Consider the following 17315-nt stretch of genomic DNA (forward strand, 5'->3'; position numbering starts at 1 on the left):
GGAGAGACGTTATGACCGAGCGTTCTGCGACATCGAACTACTCGCGGCGCGATGCCCTGCGCATGGTGGCAATTGGCGGAGCCGCCGGCATCTTCGCGCCCAATCTCTTGGGCAAGCCGGCCCTCGCGCGCACCTCTCCGGCAAAGCCAACCGGCCGCGTGATCGTCGGACTTGGGCAGGAGCCGACCGTCTTCAATCCGCTGATGGCCCACATTGAAGTCGACGATGGTGTGCATTTCTCGGTCTTCGACGCACTCTTCCGCATCGATCCTCAAGGCGTCATTCAGCCCAATCTTGCATTGGAAGTGCCAAGCCAGAAGAACGGCGGCATTTCGGAAGACGGTCTCAAATGGCGCATTCGTTTGCGTGACGATGTCCGTTGGCACGACGGCAAGCCTTTCAGCGCCGAGGACGTGAAGTTCACGCTCGAGCTGATCACGAACCCCAACTTCCGGAGTTGGCGCACGTCCGGCCATTCTCTCGTGCGGGACATCACGGTGGTCTCGCCCACGGAGATCTCGTGGCGAATGGAAGAGGCCTTTGCGCCGTATTTGTCGTTCCTGACCGAAACCTTCATCGTGCCCAAGCACATCCTGGAAAAAGAGGCCAATCCGAACAATGCCGCCTTCAACCAGGCGCCGGTCGGCACCGGCGCGTTCAAGTGGGGCAAGCGGGTCGCCGGTGACCATCTCGAACTCGTGGCCAACACCGAATACTTCGGTGAAGGCCCTCATATCGAGCGGCTGGTCTTCAAGTACATTCCCGATCTCACCGTCCTCTACACCCAGTTCAAGAGCGGCGACATCGATCTCGTCGGTCAGCCCTACATCACTCCCGATCATTATGGTGAAGCCAAGAAGCTGCCGAACCGCGTGGTGACGCTGGTCCCAAGGGCCTCGTTCGAGTCCTTCTACCTGAACCTCGAGCGCCCGCAGTTCAAGGAGCATGCGGTCCGGGAGGCGCTTTATGCGGCGATCGACAAGGAGGCGATCATCCAGGGACTCTACTACGGCGTGCCGACGCCGACGGAGACGTTCATGCCGCGGCAGTCCTTCTACTTCAATGCCGGCCTGCCGCTGCACCAGTTCAATCTGAATCGCGCGCGCAAGATTCTCGACGAGGCGGGCTGGGCTCCGGGAGCAGGCGGCATTCGGACCAAGAACGGTGTTCGCCTGTCGTTCACCAATTCGACCACCTCCGGAGATCCGCTCCGCGAGCAGGTGCAGCAATTCCTGCAGCAGACGTTTGCTCAGCTGGGCGTGGAGATGAAGATATCGAACCTGCCCGCCGCCGTGATGTGGGGCGAGTTCTGGATGCAATCGCAATTCGATTCCGTGATCGTCGGTAGCTCGTACCTGATCGGTGCCGATCCGGACGTCACCAATCGCCTTCACTCGCGTTCGATCGGAGCCAAGGGTGGTCGCGGCTCGAACAATGCGCAGTATGCGAATCCGGAGGTCGACGCTCTGCTCGACAAGGGCGCGCGGACCTTCGATCCTGAAGCCCGGCGCGCGATCTACTCTCGCGTCCAGGAACTTGTTCGTCGCGACCTGCCGTTCCTTCCGTTGTACCAGAGCAATGCGGTCGAAGGACTCAAGAAGGGCATCAACGGCTTCGTGCCGAACGGCAATACGCGCACGGAATCCTGGAATGCGCTGGCCTGGTACTGGGCGAGCTGATGTCCTGGCCGCCCTGCAAGGAGCGGCCGGTGGTCCTGTCACGCTAATGGAGGGCTCGCATGTCCGGCTTCCTGCTCAACCGTCTCTCGCAGAGCATCGTGCTGCTGGTGATCGTCTCGATCATCGGCTTCACGGTTCTCAACCTCATGCCTGGCGGCCCTCTCGCGCAATTCGGGCTCGATCCCGGCATGACCCAGAAGGACGTCGAGCGCCTCGCAGCCCAGCTTGGGCTGAACCGGCCCCTGTGGCTTCAGTATCTCGACTGGGCCTCGCGGCTGATCCGGGGCGACTGGGGACACTCCTTCCGCGATGGCTCGGCGGTGCTGTCGGTGATTGGCCGACATCTGTTGGCGACGCTGCTGCTGATGGGCACGTCCACCGTATTGGCCATCGCGGCCGGCACCTGGATCGGCATTCGCGGTGCTACCCACCGCTATTCCCTGTTCGACTATTGCGCGACGGTGGGTGCCATGGTGGCACTGTCGGTCCCGACCTTCTGGTTCGGCCTCATCGGCATCTACATCTTTACGCTGAAGCTCGGTTGGGTACCTGCGGGGAACATGTACACGATCGGCGACGGCTCGGTGCTGGATTATCTGCACCATCTGATCCTTCCGAGCCTGGTGCTGTCGCTGGTTCATGTCGCGATCTGGAGCCGCTACATGCGCACGGCGACGCTCGATGCGCTAAGTCAGGATTTCGTTAAGACCGCCCGCGCCAAGGGCGTGAGCGAACGACGCATCCTGCTCAAGCACGTCGTCGGCAATGCGCTGTTGCCGATGATCACCCTGGCCGGGATGCAATTGCCCAGCGTTCTGACCGGCGCACTCGTGACCGAGACTGTCTTCACCTGGCCGGGAATGGGGCGGCTGTTTCTCGACAGCCTCGGCTACAGTGACTATCCGATGGTGATGGGACTGTTGATATTCTCGGCCATCCTGGTCGTGTTGGGCAACCTGATCGCAGACATCGTCATCGCTACCGTCGACCCGCGCATTCGTCTGGGCTGAGCCCGCCGGCTCGCCCTGTTACCAGGAGGCAGCAGATATGACCACCATTGTCGTGCACGCAGCTCCTACTCGGTGGTGGCACAGCCGTGCGGTGGCGCGCTTCATGCGCCATCATCTGGCGCTTGTCGGCATCGCGATGATCACCCTGCTTGTGCTGGCGTGCGCTATCGGCCCCTATGCCTTGCCCTACGACTCCCTCCAGATCGATCTGCGTGCCCGCTTTGCGCCGCCTCTCAGCGGGCACCACTATTTCGGCACCGATCCCCTCGGACGTGACTTGGCTGCACGGCTATTGGAGGCCGGGCGTGTGTCGCTGCTGGTGGGATTCTCCGCGATGCTGCTGTCGACGCTGATCGGCACCCTGGTCGGTGTGACGGCGGGTTATCGCGGCGGTTGGGTCGGGGCAGCGCTGATGCGCGTGGTGGACGGCTTCCTTTCCTATCCCTCGATCTTCCTCGTCTTGGCGCTGGCCGCCATGCTGCGGCCGAGCCCGGTGATGATCACCGTGATCATTGCCGTCACGAGCTGGATGGAGACCGCCAGAATCGTCGAGGCCGAGGTCCGCTCGCTGCGCGAGCGCGAGTTTGTCCAGGCTGCGCGCATGGTGGGACTGAGCCGCAGGCACATCATGTTCCGCGAGGTCCTGCCCAATGCCATGGGTCCAATCATCGTCGCCGCAAGCCTCGCCGTCGCCCGTGCGATCCTTCTGGAAGCCTATATCAGCTTTCTCGGCTACGGCATCCAGCCGCCGCTGCCGAGCTGGGGCAACATGCTCAATGGCGCCCAGCAATATCTGGCGAGCGCTCCATGGCTCGCGATCATTCCCGGCGCCGCGATTACGATTGCGGTGACGAGCTTCAACTTCATCGGCGATGGCTTGCGAGATGCCCTCGACGTTCGAAACGATCACATCTGATCAGCCGAGCCAAGCCTCGGCTGGACACCACAAGACATAAGAGACACGAATGCCATGCATGCGCCCAGAGTAGACGAGAAGGCGACGCCATACTGGTGGGAAGCCGCCCCGCTCAAGCCGCTGCCTCGGCAACCACTGCCCAAGAGGCTCGACGTGCTGATCGTTGGTGCGGGCTATGCGGGACTTTCGGCTGGTCTGACGCTCGCGCGCGAGGGGCGTTCGGTTGCAGCCTTTGACGCAATGGATCCGGGCGAGGGAGCTTCCACGCGCAACGGCGGAATTACCAGTGGGTCCATTCGGCCGGACTACGCAACGCTCACGAAGCGTTTCGGCGAAGAGAAGGCGCTGGCGATCGAGGCGGAAGGCAAGGCCGCACGCGAGTTCCTGTACGATTTCATCAAGACGGAAGGCCTTGCCTGCGACTTCCAGCCGGTGGGGCAGTTTAAGGGCGCCTTCGGCTATGAGCAATACGAAGCCATGGCTCGTACTGCAGAAAGGCTCGCGAAGAGACTCGGGATAGAAGCTTATGCGGTTCCTTACGCCGAGCAGCGCAAGTACATCGGCACGGATGTCTATCGCGGCGGTACGGTTCGGATGGATATCGGCGGACTGCACCCAGCCAAATTCCACGCCGAATTGCTGCGGGTTGCGCTCACTTCCGGATTGGCAGTGCACGCCCGGACGCCAGTAACTTCAATCGAAAGAGATGGCGCATTCCGCGTCGTCACTGCGGCCGGTCCAGTGCAGGCGCGTCAGGTGCTGGTTTGTACCAACGGCTACACCGATGGTGCCGTGCCCTTCCTGCGCCGCAGGCTGGTCCCGGTGCGCAGCCGGATCATTGCAACGGAGGAGCTCGCGCCCGACGTCATGGCGCGGCTGATGCCGAAAGGGATGATGATCACCGAGAATCGGGAGGTCGGCTTCTATTACCGGCCTTCGCCCGACGGCAGACGCATTCTGCTCGGTGGCCGCGACAGCTCTCGCGTCGGCGATCCAATCGCTCCGAAGCTGCTTCTGCGCAAGGGCTTGGTCAATCTGTTTCCGGAACTGGAGAGCGTTCGCCTCTCGCACAGCTGGTTCGGCAACGTCGCCATGAACCGCGACATGATTCCTCGCATCTTCGAGCAGGACGGCATCGTCTATGCCACCGGCTTCTGCGGTTCAGGCGTGGTCTGGGCGCCATGGGTCGGCATGCATGCGGCGCACAAGCTGATGGGACATGACGCGCAGGCGTGCACTGCCTTTGACTTCCGCCCTCCCGCCTTCATCCCGTTCTATCGCGGCAATCGCTGGTTCATGCCCGCGTTCATTCAGGGCTATCGCATGCGGGACCGCATCGCTCTGTGGCGCGCCAGCCGCTGACAGCAGATCGGTCGTTCAATCGCATCATCATTGAAATGCTGTGCCGAACTTGGCTCCAGTCCGATACGTAATGCTGTGAGGCGCAAGATAGGCTGCGGACCATGCGAGGATCACCCGGATAGCCCTCGTCTTGGCACTGGCGATCTGGCCGGCAAACCGAAAGAGACTTGCCCCATCATGACGACCGCAGCGGCCGAAGATCGCGTCCATGAAGATGTGGTCCTGCTTCCATTCGCCAGATCGCATCTGGAGGGCGCGCTAAGACTCTCGCAAGAGATGTCCTGGCCCTACCGGATCGAGGATTGGGATGTCGCGCTGCAGTTGGGCCGTGGCTTCGTCCTAGAGCGCGCCGGAGCGGTGATCGGAACGGCGGCGTGGTGGCCATATGGCGACACGCATGCTTCCGCCGGGATGATCATCGTCGCGAAGGCTGTTCAGGGCCGCGGCTACGGGGCGCGACTCATGGACGCGTTGCTGACGTCCGCGCGCCCACGAACGGTCGCGCTGAATTCGACAGCCGAAGGCATCGCCCTTTACCGACGCCGGGGCTTCGTGCCGATCGGGGTCATCCACCAGCATCAGGGAATTCCAAGCGAAACCGGCAGGTCGCCGCGCTCGGACCTCGTCAGGGCAATGGCTGCATCGGATTTCGATGCAGTCGTGCGGCTCGATCGCGAGGCCACCGGTTGGGAAAGGCAACGGATGCTGGATCGGCTCGTCCAAAACGCCGATGGCTATGTCCTGCACCGTGACGGCATAGCCCGCGGTTACGCCATCTCCCGGCTTTTCGGTCGCGGGCATGTCATTGGCCCTGTTGCGGCCGAAAGCCCGACCGATGCACGTGCGCTGATCGAGGCAGCGCTCGCACGCCTTGGTGGGCGTTTCGTCCGCATCGATACGTCTGCGGCATCGCAACTCGGGCCGTGGCTCGAAAGCATTGGCCTGCAGCATGTCAGCGACGCCACCACCATGACCCTGGGGATGCCGGCGCAATCGACCGGTCCGGCGCGCAGCTTCGCAATTGCCAACCAGTCGTTCGGCTAGGAGACATCGACGTGCTAGGCCAGGCGATGCGCGGGACAGATATCCAGAGTGGCAAGGCCGCCGCGACGCTGGCCGCATTGGCAACTCCCGCCCTCCTGCTCGACAGGGACCGGCTGGATCGCAATCTTGCCCGTCTATCCTCGCGCATGGCCGCGCGCGGTGTGGTGCTGCGGCCCCACATGAAAACCGGAAAATCCATTGACGTCGCCCGGCGCGTCTATCGGTCCGTGCCCGGGCCAATTACTGTCTCCACCCTGGCGGAGGCGGAGTATTTCGCACAGCACGGTTTCCGGGACATGACCTATGCGGTAGGTCTGGCGCCGCACACCTCCGACAGAGCGATGCGCTTGCAGAAAGCAGGCATCGACATCAAGGTGCTGTTGGACTCGCCTGAGCAGGCTGCCATGCTTGGCGCGGCCGGGCGCGCAGCCGGTGTGACACCGTCCGCCCTTGTCGAGATCGACTGCGACGGTCATCGCGGTGGGCTGACCGCGACCGATCCGAAACTCGTGGTCGTTGCGGCCGCCATGGCCGAGGCCGGCGTCAAGATCGCCGGCGTTCTCACCCATGCCGGCGAATCCTACGGCCTCAGTACGCCTGCGGCCCTTGTCGCGGCTGCGGAGAGCGAGCGCGCCGTGGCCGTCGCCGCCGCGATGACATTGCGCGCGGCCGGCCATGAATGTCGTGTCGTCAGTGTCGGTTCGACGCCGACCGCGCATTTCGCCGACGACCTGACCGGCGTCACGGAAATGCGGGCCGGCGTCTACATGTTCTTCGATCTGGTCATGCACGGCGTCGGTGTCTGTACGACCGACGACATCGCAATCTCGGTGCTCGCCACTGTGATCGGGAAGAAGCCCGAGAAGGGCTGGATTTTGGTCGATGCGGGCTGGATGGCCCTGTCGCGCGACCGCGGCACCGCGGCACAGCCGGCCGACCAGGGATACGGTCTGGTCTGCGACGTGGCGGGCAAAGTCTTTCCCGACCTGATTGTTTCCCAAGCGAGCCAGGAGCACGGGATCCTCGCCGTCAGACCCGGGTCGGCGCACGCTTTGCCCGATCTTCCGATCGGCGCGAAGGTCCGCATCCTGCCCAATCACGCCTGTGCGACGGCGTCGCAACACGAATTGTACAACGTCGTTTCCGCGGACAGCGAGGCGATCGAAGCGCGATGGCCCCGGATGCGCGGCTGGTAGGCCGTCGAAAGGATCGCTTCCAATGACCTCGCCCCTTCGACACCTGACGGAAGCCGGCTTGCTCGGAAAATTCTACATCGACGGAGAATGGCGGAAGCCGATCGGATCAGTCGCGGCCGCAGCATCCGTCGTCAATCCGGCGACGGAGCAGTCGATCGCCGAGGTTACGCTTGGCGACGACGATGATGTGGACTGCGCCATAGCAGCTGCCAGACGAGCCTTCGCCGGCTGGTCCACGACACCGCCTGCTGAAAGAGCGGCGCTGCTTGATCGGGTTCATGGTTTGCTTCTCCAGCGGCTGGAGTTGTTCGCGCAGGTCCTCACGTTCGAGATGGGAGCTGCCATCACCTATGCGCGCCGAGCCCAGGTGCCGCTGGCCGCCGAGCACATCCGTGTCGCACGCGACAACCTTGCGAACTATCCGTTCGTCACCCCACGCGGCAGCACCGCGATCATGCGAGAGGCGATTGGGGTCTGCGGTCTCATTACCCCCTGGAACTGGCCTCTCTACCAGATCACAGCCAAGGTCGGCCCGGCGCTCGCGGCTGGTTGCACGGTGGTGTTGAAGCCGAGCGAATTGTCGCCGCTGAGTGCTTTGCTTTTCGCTGAGGTGATGGACGATGCCGCTTGTCCGCCCGGCGTCTTCAACCTCGTCAATGGAACAGGCCCGATCGTCGGCGCTCGTCTGGCGTCGCATCCGCAGGTGGACATGATCTCGATCACCGGCTCGACCCGGGCTGGCGTTCTCGTCGCGCAAGCGGCTGCACCCACCGTCAAGCGCGTTGCCCAGGAGCTCGGCGGCAAGTCACCGAATATCATCTTGCCTGATGCCGATTTTGGCCGTGCCGTTCCGCTGGGCGTCGCGGCCGCCTTCCGCAACCTCGGCCAATCCTGCAGCGCGCCGACGCGCATGCTGGTGCCTCGCTCACACATGAAAGAGGTCGAGGCCTTGGCGGCAGAGGCCGCTTCAGAGCTGGTGGTCGGCGATCCCCTTGCGGAAAGCACGACCCATGGCCCGGTTGCGAACCGGCCGCAGTTCGAGCGCGTGCAGACCATGATCGGTGTCGGCCTGGAAGAAGGCGCCAAGCTCGTCATCGGCGGGCGAGGTCGGCCCGGCGATCTTCGGACTGGCTTCTATGCGCGGCCGACCATCTTCTCGAACGTCCGTCCCGACATGAGGATCGCGCAGGAGGAAATCTTCGGTCCGGTGCTGTCGATCATTCCCTACGACACCGTGGACGAGGCGATCGCGATCGCCAATGACACCGTCTACGGGCTCGCCGCCCACGTGCAGGGCACCGATATGGAGACAGTGCGAACCGTCGCGGGGCGGATCCAGTCGGGTCAAGTCCATCTCAACTATCCTGACTGGGACCCCAATGCTCCCTTTGGCGGCTACAAGCGCTCCGGCAACGGTCGCGAATACGGCATCGAGGGCATGGAGGAGTATCTTGAGACCAAGGCCGTTCTCGGATTTTACCGATGAATGCTTCTGCGCTGAACTGGGACTCGGTCCCGCTAGAGCAGCTCGTATCACTCAAGTGGTTAAAAACCCGAACATCTTGCGAAGTCCTTGATGATTTCAGCACATTCTATCGACCGCACGATGCGATGAAGGGCTGATCGGAACTTTGCTTCCGCATTCTTGGCAGCCGAGGTTCGTTGGAACATGTCGCCCCACGTCGAGCGCATTCACAGCGATGAGCGTCTTCCGGCCGAGGCCGACGTCGTCATCGTCGGCGGCGGCATCCTCGGCTCTACGGCCGCCTATTACCTGGCGAAGCGCGGCCTCTCCGTGGCGCTGCTCGAGAAGGGCCACGTCGCCTGTGAACAATCGAGCCGAAACTGGGGTTGGTGCCGCCAGCAGAACCGCGACCGGCGCGAACTGCCGCTCTCGGTGCTCTCCATGCGGCTGTGGGACGAACTCACGCGCGATGTCAATCGGGACCTTGGATTTCGTCGCTGCGGTCTCGTCTATGCGACCCATGACGAGGCTGTGCTCGCGGGTTGGGAAAAGTGGCGCGAGGTCGCCAGGGAGTACGACGTCGACACCCGCGTGCTGAGTCGGGCGGAGGTGGCCGAGCGCGTCCCCGAAGCGCGCGACAAATGGGTCGGCGGCACCTATTCGGAGCGGGATGGCAAGGCCGAACCTGCGCTCGCCGCGCCGGCTATCGCCGAAGCGGCCAGAACTCTGGGCGCCACGATCCACCAGGGATGCGCTGCGCGGAAGCTCGACCTGGCCAATGGCAAGATCGCGGGCGTGCACACGGAGAAGGGCTACATCAGAACCAGCGCGGTGCTGTGCGCCGCCGGCGCCTGGTCCTCGCGCTTCCTTCGGCCGCTCGGGATCAGTTTCCCCCAGGCGAGCATCCGGCAGACCGCGCTGCGTTCTACCCCGACAATCAACATCGGCGAGGCGGTCTCCACACCGTACTGCACGATCACGCGCCGACTGGATGGCAGCTATACGCTTGCGATCAGCGGCAAGGCGAACCTCGAAATCACGCCCCAGGCGATCCGATACAGCCGGGAGTTCATGCCGCAGTTCTTGCGTCGCCTGAAGAACGTCAGGCTCGGCGTCGGCCAATCGTTCGTTTCGGGGCCGGATTCAATGGCGGCGCTGCTGACCAACGACGATCGGATATTCGAGCAGAATCGCGTGCTGGATCCTCCGCCCTTGAAATGGCTGGTGAGCCAAGTGGTGGCGAGTGTCCGGAAAACCTTCCCCCAACTCGGCGAAATACAGATCGATAGCGCCTGGGGCGGCTTCGTCGATTGCACGCCGGACGCGGTGCCCGTGGTGTCGCAGGTGGACGGGGTGAAGGGCCTCGTCCTCGCGGCCGGCTGCTCGGGTCACGGCTTCGGTTTGGGCCCGGGGCTCGGCTATCTGGCCGCAGAGCTTGTCGTCAACGACACGCCTTGCGTCGATCCCGCACCGTTCCGGCTGTCGCGTCTGACCGACGGCTCGAGGCTGGACATAGCCGCCATCTGAAGATCGAGCCGGAAATCAGGCCCTGCAGTCCCCAAGGAGCGTTTCCTCCCCAACTTGAGCCACTCCTTCGGAGTGGCTCTTTCTTTATGCACGAGAGGATTTGGCTGATCGGGGTGCATCGGCCGAAGCCCCGCCGTTCGGAAGCATCGGCACGCCGGCTGATGGTTCAACTGGCAGACTTCCCTCCCATTGGGCAAACGATCGCGCCGGCGTTCATGATGTCCGCCGGATCAAAGGCGGTCTTGATCCGGCGCATGGCCGCGATACGCCCAGGATCGCTGTACCGGTCTAGAAGGTGCTTCTTGAAGCGACCGACGCCATGCTCCGCGCTGAACGTGCCGCCGAGCGCGGCGGCCGTGTTGTAGAGTTGCAACGAAAGGCTGCTTTCGATCCGCTTGGTGAATTCCAGCCGGTCGACATCGCGAGGAACGAGCACGTTGTAGTGCAGATTGCCGTCGCCGACATGGCCGTAGACGGACAGTTCAAGGTCGGCGTCATACGATCGTACCTGCGAGCCGGCCAGGTCCAGAAAGCGCTGAATGGAGGAAAGCGGTACCGAGATGTCGTGCTTCACCGATCCGTTCCGGCGCTTCTCGCCTTCGGGGATGGTCTCCCGGAGCCGCCACATCGCGGTTCGCTGCGATCCGCTCTGCGCCAGCAATGCGTCATCGACGCAGCCGGTCTCGATCGCCTCGGCCAGAACGGCTTCCATCAGTTCGTCGAGATCGAGATGGCGTGAGGCAGAGGCGAACTCGACGAGAACGGCGCCTCCGGGGCCCGCGCCGAGGGAGGGCGGGTCAGTTATTGCTTCGGTCGCGAGCGTAATCGATCGGGATGTCATGAATTCGAACGTGGTCAGAAGATCCGCCGATTCGCGGCGGATCAGCGTGAGAAGCTCGGCGATTGGAGCGTCCTTCGCGAGCTTCAGCCAGGCAGTCGCGCGGCGGGTCGGCAAGGGCGCGAGACGCAACACTGCGCCCGTGACGATGCCGAGAGTCCCCTCGCTTCCGACGAAGCACTGCTTGACGTCGTAGCCGGTATTGTTCTTCCGCAACTTGCGCATGTCGGAGACCACCGTGCCGTCCGCCAGCACCGCCTCGATTCCGAGCAGCAGATCGCGCGTCATCCCGTACCTCACGACCGACAGCCCGCCGGCGTTCGTGCCGATATTGCCGCCGATCCGGCAACTGGCTTCCGCGCCGAGGCTGAGCGGCAACAGAAGGCCCGCAGCCGCCGCGGCGTCCTGGACGTTCTTCAGGATGGCGCCGGCATCCACAGAGATGCTCATGGAGACGGGATCGATTTCGCGGATCCTGTCCATCCGCTCGAGGCTCACGATAACCTGGCGTCCGGACGCGTCCGGCGTAGCGCCGCCGCAATAGCTGGTGTTGCCGCCTTGCGGAACGATTCCGATCCCGTAGTGCGCCGCCAGCCGTACGATATCGGCGACTTGCTGTGTCGTCGCCGGCTTCAGCACGGCAAACGTCGAACCCGTGAAAAGCTGACGTTGATCCATTGTGTAGGTGGCGATCCGCTCCGGGTCCTCAACGACGCCCCCGCTGTCGAGGAGGTCACGAAAAGGTCGGACGTGTACTGACTGGGACATGTCTCAGCTCCCGATTGGCGCTGAACCATCTTTGCGCGCTTGTACGGGATTGCCTGCCGTTCGGTGCTGCTTTCGAAGAAGCCAATGCTGAAATGCCGCGGTTGTCGGCAGTGCCAGGAAGGTGCTGCTTTTTTAGGTAGCCGACCTAGGTAGCCGACCCTTCCTATTGACTGCTGCCCGCAAGCTAGGGGTGACCGTGGTGTCCGCTCCCAAATACTCCTTTCGCGCGCCTTGCCCGAGACTGTTGCTCCGGCGAGAGCTGGTCTCATTTGGAAACGACTGCCAACCTATTTAAATTGCTAGAGGGGATTCCCCGACAATCTCTTGTCGCGTGTCCCCAAACCGTCAGGTGCCCTCCGCGTAGATATTTCGCTGTAAGTCATTGATCTCTAATGGTGGAATTTTGGCCCAGTTGGAAAAATTCTCTTGAAGACCGGCGCGGCTGCTCTACGCATTCGAGGCGGTGATCATCGGCGGGCTCGGCAGCCTGTGGGGGACGCTGGCGGGCGGCATCGTGCTCGGGCTGGCGCAGGCGATCGGAGGGCGGATCAATCCGGAATGGCAGATCCTGGCCGGCCATCTCGCTTTCCTCGCCGTGCTGATGGTGCGGCCGCGCGGGCTGTTCCCGGCGAGGCGGACATGAGCGCCGAAAGCATCCATATTCCGGCAAGCCGCGAGCCGCGCCCGGTGGACGCGCCGGTGTGGCAGGTTCGGGTCGGCACACGGCTGTCGCGCGTCGCGGCCGTGGCCGGCATCGCGCTGATCGTGGCGCTGGCCGCGCTGCCAGCGATCGCCTCGCGCAACCTGATCCAGGATCTGATCTTCGTCTTCACCATGCTGACCTTGGCACAGCTCTGGAACGTGCTGGCCGGGTGGGGCGGGCTGGTATCGGTCGGGCAGCAGGCGTTTGTCGGGCTCGGCGCCTATGCGCTGTTTGCCGGCATCGTGATGGCCGGGCTCGATCCGGTTGCGGCGATCCCGCTGGCCGGACTGTTCGCGGCGCTGGTCGCGGCGGTGCTCGGGCCGCTGCTGTTCCGGTTGGAGGGGCCATATTTCGCGATCGGCAGCTGGGTCGCTGCCGAAGCGCTGCGGCTGATCTGCGCCCAGTTCAAGTCGCTCGGCGGCGGCACCGGGATGTCGATCTCGCCGAGCGAGCTGTCGCAGATGGTCGGGCTGAAGGCGGTGCAGGCGCTGCTTGGCCTGCGCCCGGCGGCCGCGCGTGACGTGCTGGTCTACTGGCTGGCACTGCTGCTCGTCGTGCTGGTCACGCTCGGCATCTACGCCTTCATGCGCTCGCACCACGGCCTTGCGCTGGCTGCAAGCCGTGACAACGCAGCGGCGGCGCGCAGCGTCGGCGTCCGCACCGCGCGGACTCGCCACGTGCTGTGGATCGCGGTCGCCTTCGCCACCGGCATGATCGGGGCCGTGGTTTATTTGCAGAAGGCGCGTATTTCGCCTGATGCGGCCTTCAGCGTCACCGACTGGACCGCCTATGTCATCTTCATCGTCGTGATCGGCGGGGTACGCACCATCGAAGGTCCGATGGTCGGCGTGCTCCTGCTGTGGGGGCTCGTCACCTATCTCGCCCAGTTTGGCAGTCTCTATCTGCTCGTGCTCGGCACGCTCGCCATCCTGATCATGCTGTTCATGCCCAACGGCGTGTGGGGCGCGGCAGCGCAGCCGTTCCCGACCCAGCGCTAGCTCAGCCGCAGCCAGTCCGGTCCAATGCCATTATGACCAGCCTTGTGCCGGGTCGCTTCGTCCATTCAGAAGCGCCGCCAGTCCATCTTTGGCAAGGAGGCGCTCTGGCGTCCATGCGCCTTTGCAGTTGGATGTTTCACTGTAAGCCATTGATCTCCAATGATCGGATATTGGTTCAGTTGGAAAAATTCTCTTGAGAAATCAAGGCCAGCGGCGTGTCTCTTAATCAGCGGGTCCCAGGTTCGAGCCCTGGTGCGCCCACCACCTTTAAGCCCGCAAGGGCTTTTTTGAATTCTTCGATAGAGCAAAGCGCGTCTGGTGCGACGTTTTTGTTGGAGTGGACACGGCCGGTTTGCTAGCTGGTGTTTCCCTAGTTTCTATATCTTCACCCATTCGATACAGCGCGCAGATCCGATGGGACAAGTCGGTCACATGCTTGTCGTAGAATAGGAAATCGGAGCGGGCAAAACGGACGGTGTGTTCTGTCCGGCGCAGCAAGATACCGCTTGCTGCAGAACCAGAACCAGAATGTTCCGGATCTGGGCCCGCGAAGCGCAATGCGCAGTTCGATGCGGCGGCGCAGCGATCGCTGGCGGAGTCATGCGCAAAGATCCTTTATGCACGCACGAACTAGCCGGCTTAACCTCTTTCGCGTCAGCCGCGCTTTCGCTGAGAGGGTAACGTAAATTCCACGACCTCGTGCTTGTCGCACGGATCAGGTGGCTGATTTTTCTTCACGATCAGCTCGAGCTCGAGAGCCTCGAAGGCGAGCTCATCCGCCAAGCGCTTGAACAGCTCGCGCTTCTCTATGTCCGTCGCCCGCTGACTCATCAGCGTAAATTCTCTCGCGTCAGCGCGGACCTTTTCCAAACGTCGTCGGAGGTCCTTCATGTGTGCCGGCGTAGCTTTTAATATTATCCTCGGCCCGAACAATCAGTTTGCTTGTTCGGATTCACCGGGGGTCAACTGCCGAAACTCGATACTGGTTCGATGCGGACGGCCAAATTCGTCGCTCATCGTGCTGCGATATTTGGCCATGCTCCATGACCCGGCCCCTGTTCAGGGACTGCGGGCTGAGGTCGGCCGTCCTGGCTGATGAGCGATCTCTGTCCGGCTCTCGCCCGATGATGCACAGAACGGGCATACCTGAAGGGGCATGAATGTTCGAAAGCGCACAGACGCGAGTGTTGCGCCCGACTAGGCTGCGAGCGATCCTGGGCGTTTGCGAAGCGCTCAGGGCCCGATGGCATCGGCGGATGCCAAATGTGCCGGCTGCAGCGAAGCGGTTCCGTCCGCGAACGCAGTGTTGCCGGCTGCGTGCCGGGCATGAGGCAGGAATAAGCTCGGCAGATTAGATCAACGATGGTCGTTCTCGTGCGTAGTGTCCTTCTCATAGTGGGAATATGGCTGCTGGTGAACGTTCTGTTCGTTGTAGCTGTCCTGCCCTCGCGCAGACCGGCACCTACTCGGCACGCAGCAATTCCATCTCCGGCGACGATCAACACGACGGCCGGTCGCTCGGATGGTCGCGAACCACCACTCCTGCAGCGCGGGATGACTCCAGTTGCAATCAGAGTTCTTTTCGTCGTCCTCCTCCTTCCAGCCCTTCGAGCGTGGAATGCGGTTAGGCGGCACTTCAGAGAGCATCACGACTAGAGTCGGGCCATCGTGCGCTTGAGTTCTCGTCGATGTCTTCACTGCGCCGCGGGCCCCCCGAGCGATTCAGCGAGACCGTCAGCCGGATCGCAAGTGCGGTCGCTACGGCCAATGGCTCCAACCATAGTCATGACCCGCGTTAAAACGATAATGTGAAAATCTCAGATCGGGAAACAGCCGGCGCCAGCATTCCCAACCCAAAATGCCGCAATCGGCGCTCAATTTGTCTGGCGCTTTTGAGCTGAAGCCTGATCGATCAGGAAATCGTCCAAGTCTCGGCCGCTTCGAAGCTGCGGCCGCAGCCATCGCGGCTGCCTGCCACGACCCGACCATGTCTCCGCTGGGTTCTTCGGATTGCGATATTTGGGACGGACGGGCGGATATGGACGACGCCGCTTGTAATTGAGCCGTGTGACCTCGCTGGCCAGTCTAATGCTGCGCAGCCTTTCCTCCAAACGTGCTTTTTGCACCAACATTTTCTGAGTGAGTTTGGCGGCGACCTCTTGGTGAAGGGTCCAGAGCTCGTCAACGGAGAGCGAATTAAAATGCGCGGTGTTCATGGCTCCAATCCGAATCTTGGGCAGAAGGCCCGGGCACACAAGTCGGGAATCAGGGAGCAGGCAAGCCGCCAGTTAAATATTGATCGCACAATCCACATTTAAATCCGCTAGGTGGTAGGGAGAAAGGCGCGACGATGGCAATATCGCGATGGAGTATTCAATTCGTAGCGGGGGTGTCCACGTATCGCGACATCCACGAACTCATCTCTCGGCAAGTTTTGCTTTGGTGTTCGGGAACGGGCGCAACTATCGCAATCGACCGGGCGGCTACGCCGCGGATCGAGGCCCGGCGCAACTCAGATGACCGATGAATCCATCGGCCTATCCTTGTTGCAGGCATCCCTGGAGTACTGGACCGGCATATAAATTAGGTGGCCAAGAATACCATTAATTCATCGCGTTGCCCGATTTAAGCCGCATGGGGGCCGTTGTCGCCGCTAAGGCTCAAGCGGGGCGCACCCGGGAGTTTCCGATGTCCGGACATTTGCGATTGTACTTCGCCAGTTTGCTCCTTGTCGGAGGTTTTTCGGCGACGCCTGCGTCTTCCAATCCTCTAACCGACTTCTTCAATACTGCTACGTCCCAACCCACGGTAACCACCCCTCCGCCGCAAGCCGAATGCGCGCCGCGTCCCGGTACCTCGACCAGTGGCGGACAGCATTGGGTCTACCGAACGGACGGTCGTCGCAGATGCTGGTTCCTGGCCGAGGGCATCGCGACGGTGAAGAAACCCATTCGGGCTCCCGCGGCCAAAGACCGTAGCGCCAGTTTCGACGAGAACCGGACCACGCAGACCACGCGGAGCGTGATCGTTGATGCGCGCGCGGAGTTGCTGCGCTCTGCACCGCCCGAGCAATCCCAGACGCCTGCAATGCAGGTAGCAGATGCCACTTCCGATCTCGGCACGGGTGCTACCCTGATGTCGGCGGCTCCCGTCGGAGATATTCCCCGCAACCAGCTCAAGCGCGAACACTCCGTGCCGGATCAAGTCAACGTTGGGCAGTTTCTCGCCGCCGCGCCTGCCGACCCACCTCAAGATATGCCGCTGGGCCCGCGCACTGCAGAGGGGCACGACGAAGCGCGCAGCTGGACGGGCTGGCTCGGTGGGCTGCTGATGACGCTTGGTGGCCTCTCGCTCTTAAGCTCGAGCCACACGCTTCGGCACGCAGTGAGACTACGCCACTGAGGTGGCGACATACGAGGTACTGCCGCCGCGCGACCGACGGATTGAACGAGCAGGTATCGCCGAACTGACACACGTACAATGGTTCCGTTGCATCGCACTTAGTTTGGCGCTGCCTTAACCGGACATTCGGGTACGATGATCGTCACCTTTTTGGATCGGACGGCATCATGCGGTATAAGGTTTTCGTGGTGGACGGCAGCCGGCAAGTGATCTGCACTGCAAAGCTCGACTGTATTGACGAGCAGGCGGCGAGACGCCGAGCCGAGCAAATGCATGACGAGCACGACGTTGAGCTTTGGGAAGGCGATCGGCTCGTTGCGGTGTTCCGAAGTGCAACGTCGAATGAAAGTCGGAGCTAACGCCCGACCCTGAATGGGCGGCCGGTCTCGCCGCCGAGTTCGTTCAAG

The 17315-nt window shown here is 62.5% G+C and carries 13 protein-coding genes and 1 pseudogene; 11 read left to right on the forward strand and 3 right to left on the reverse strand.

Going from position 1 to position 17315, the window contains the following annotated elements; translation table 11 throughout:
- The first annotated feature begins 11 nt into the window (after window positions 1–11).
- The 8 genes from I6F24_RS23750 (at window position 12) to I6F24_RS23785 (ending at window position 10199) form a co-directional block, all read left to right on the forward strand.
- On the forward strand, window positions 12–1679 hold the full coding sequence (locus tag I6F24_RS23750; protein WP_036025125.1) for a peptide ABC transporter substrate-binding protein: 1668 nt from the start codon (window positions 12–14) through the stop codon (window positions 1677–1679).
- Between the two features lie 59 nt (window positions 1680–1738).
- Complete coding sequence (locus I6F24_RS23755; RefSeq protein ID WP_036025127.1) at window positions 1739–2689, forward strand: ABC transporter permease; 951 nt, start codon at window positions 1739–1741, stop codon at window positions 2687–2689.
- 37 nt (window positions 2690–2726) lie between these two features.
- Window positions 2727–3605 carry an ABC transporter permease gene (locus I6F24_RS23760; protein WP_036025129.1) on the forward strand — a complete coding sequence of 293 codons (879 nt, stop codon included), beginning with the start codon at window positions 2727–2729 and terminating at the stop codon, window positions 3603–3605.
- A 54-nt stretch (window positions 3606–3659) separates the two neighbouring features.
- Complete coding sequence (locus I6F24_RS23765) at window positions 3660–4967, forward strand: FAD-binding oxidoreductase (RefSeq protein WP_225150324.1); 1308 nt, start codon at window positions 3660–3662, stop codon at window positions 4965–4967.
- A 177-nt stretch (window positions 4968–5144) separates the two neighbouring features.
- Window positions 5145–6011 carry a GNAT family N-acetyltransferase gene (locus I6F24_RS23770; RefSeq protein WP_036025133.1) on the forward strand — a complete coding sequence of 289 codons (867 nt, stop codon included), beginning with the start codon at window positions 5145–5147 and terminating at the stop codon, window positions 6009–6011.
- A 26-nt stretch (window positions 6012–6037) separates the two neighbouring features.
- Window positions 6038–7207 carry an alanine racemase gene (locus I6F24_RS23775; RefSeq protein WP_036025135.1) on the forward strand — a complete coding sequence of 390 codons (1170 nt, stop codon included), beginning with the start codon at window positions 6038–6040 and terminating at the stop codon, window positions 7205–7207.
- Between the two features lie 22 nt (window positions 7208–7229).
- Window positions 7230–8693 (forward strand): aldehyde dehydrogenase family protein, encoded by a 1464-nt coding sequence (locus I6F24_RS23780; RefSeq protein ID WP_036025137.1) that lies wholly within the window; start codon window positions 7230–7232, stop codon window positions 8691–8693.
- 183 nt (window positions 8694–8876) lie between these two features.
- Window positions 8877–10199 carry an FAD-binding oxidoreductase gene (locus I6F24_RS23785; protein ID WP_036008157.1) on the forward strand — a complete coding sequence of 441 codons (1323 nt, stop codon included), beginning with the start codon at window positions 8877–8879 and terminating at the stop codon, window positions 10197–10199.
- A 166-nt stretch (window positions 10200–10365) separates the two neighbouring features.
- Here the strand turns inward: I6F24_RS23785 and I6F24_RS23790 are convergent, their stop codons facing one another.
- Window positions 10366–11805: an FAD-binding oxidoreductase gene (locus I6F24_RS23790; protein WP_036025138.1), complete on the reverse strand. Its 1440-nt coding sequence runs from the start codon at window positions 11803–11805 to the stop codon at window positions 10366–10368.
- Between the two features lie 433 nt (window positions 11806–12238).
- Between I6F24_RS23790 and I6F24_RS23795 the strand changes: the two are divergent.
- Together I6F24_RS23795 and I6F24_RS23800 are read left to right on the forward strand one after the other, a co-directional pair.
- A pseudogene (locus I6F24_RS23795) lies at window positions 12239–12448 on the forward strand (branched-chain amino acid ABC transporter permease); the annotation flags it as partial.
- Window positions 12445–13506 (forward strand): branched-chain amino acid ABC transporter permease, encoded by a 1062-nt coding sequence (locus I6F24_RS23800; protein WP_225150326.1) that lies wholly within the window; start codon window positions 12445–12447, stop codon window positions 13504–13506. The pseudogene I6F24_RS23795 and the gene I6F24_RS23800, both read left to right, overlap by 4 nt.
- 654 nt (window positions 13507–14160) lie before the next feature.
- Here I6F24_RS23800 and I6F24_RS23805 read toward each other — a convergent pair.
- On the reverse strand, window positions 14161–14397 hold the full coding sequence (locus I6F24_RS23805; protein ID WP_036025141.1) for a hypothetical protein: 237 nt from the start codon (window positions 14395–14397) through the stop codon (window positions 14161–14163).
- 983 nt (window positions 14398–15380) lie between these two features.
- Complete coding sequence (locus I6F24_RS23810) at window positions 15381–15722, reverse strand: H-NS family nucleoid-associated regulatory protein (protein WP_074448231.1); 342 nt, start codon at window positions 15720–15722, stop codon at window positions 15381–15383.
- A gap of 472 nt (window positions 15723–16194) precedes the next feature.
- Between I6F24_RS23810 and I6F24_RS23815 the strand changes: the two genes are divergently transcribed.
- Window positions 16195–16908, forward strand: a complete 714-nt coding sequence (locus I6F24_RS23815) for a hypothetical protein (protein WP_036025162.1) — start codon at window positions 16195–16197, stop codon at window positions 16906–16908.
- Window positions 16909–17315 lie beyond the last annotated feature (407 nt).

Source organism: Bradyrhizobium sp. BRP23 (assembly GCF_020194135.1).
Lineage (GTDB): Bacteria > Pseudomonadota > Alphaproteobacteria > Rhizobiales > Xanthobacteraceae > Bradyrhizobium > Bradyrhizobium yuanmingense.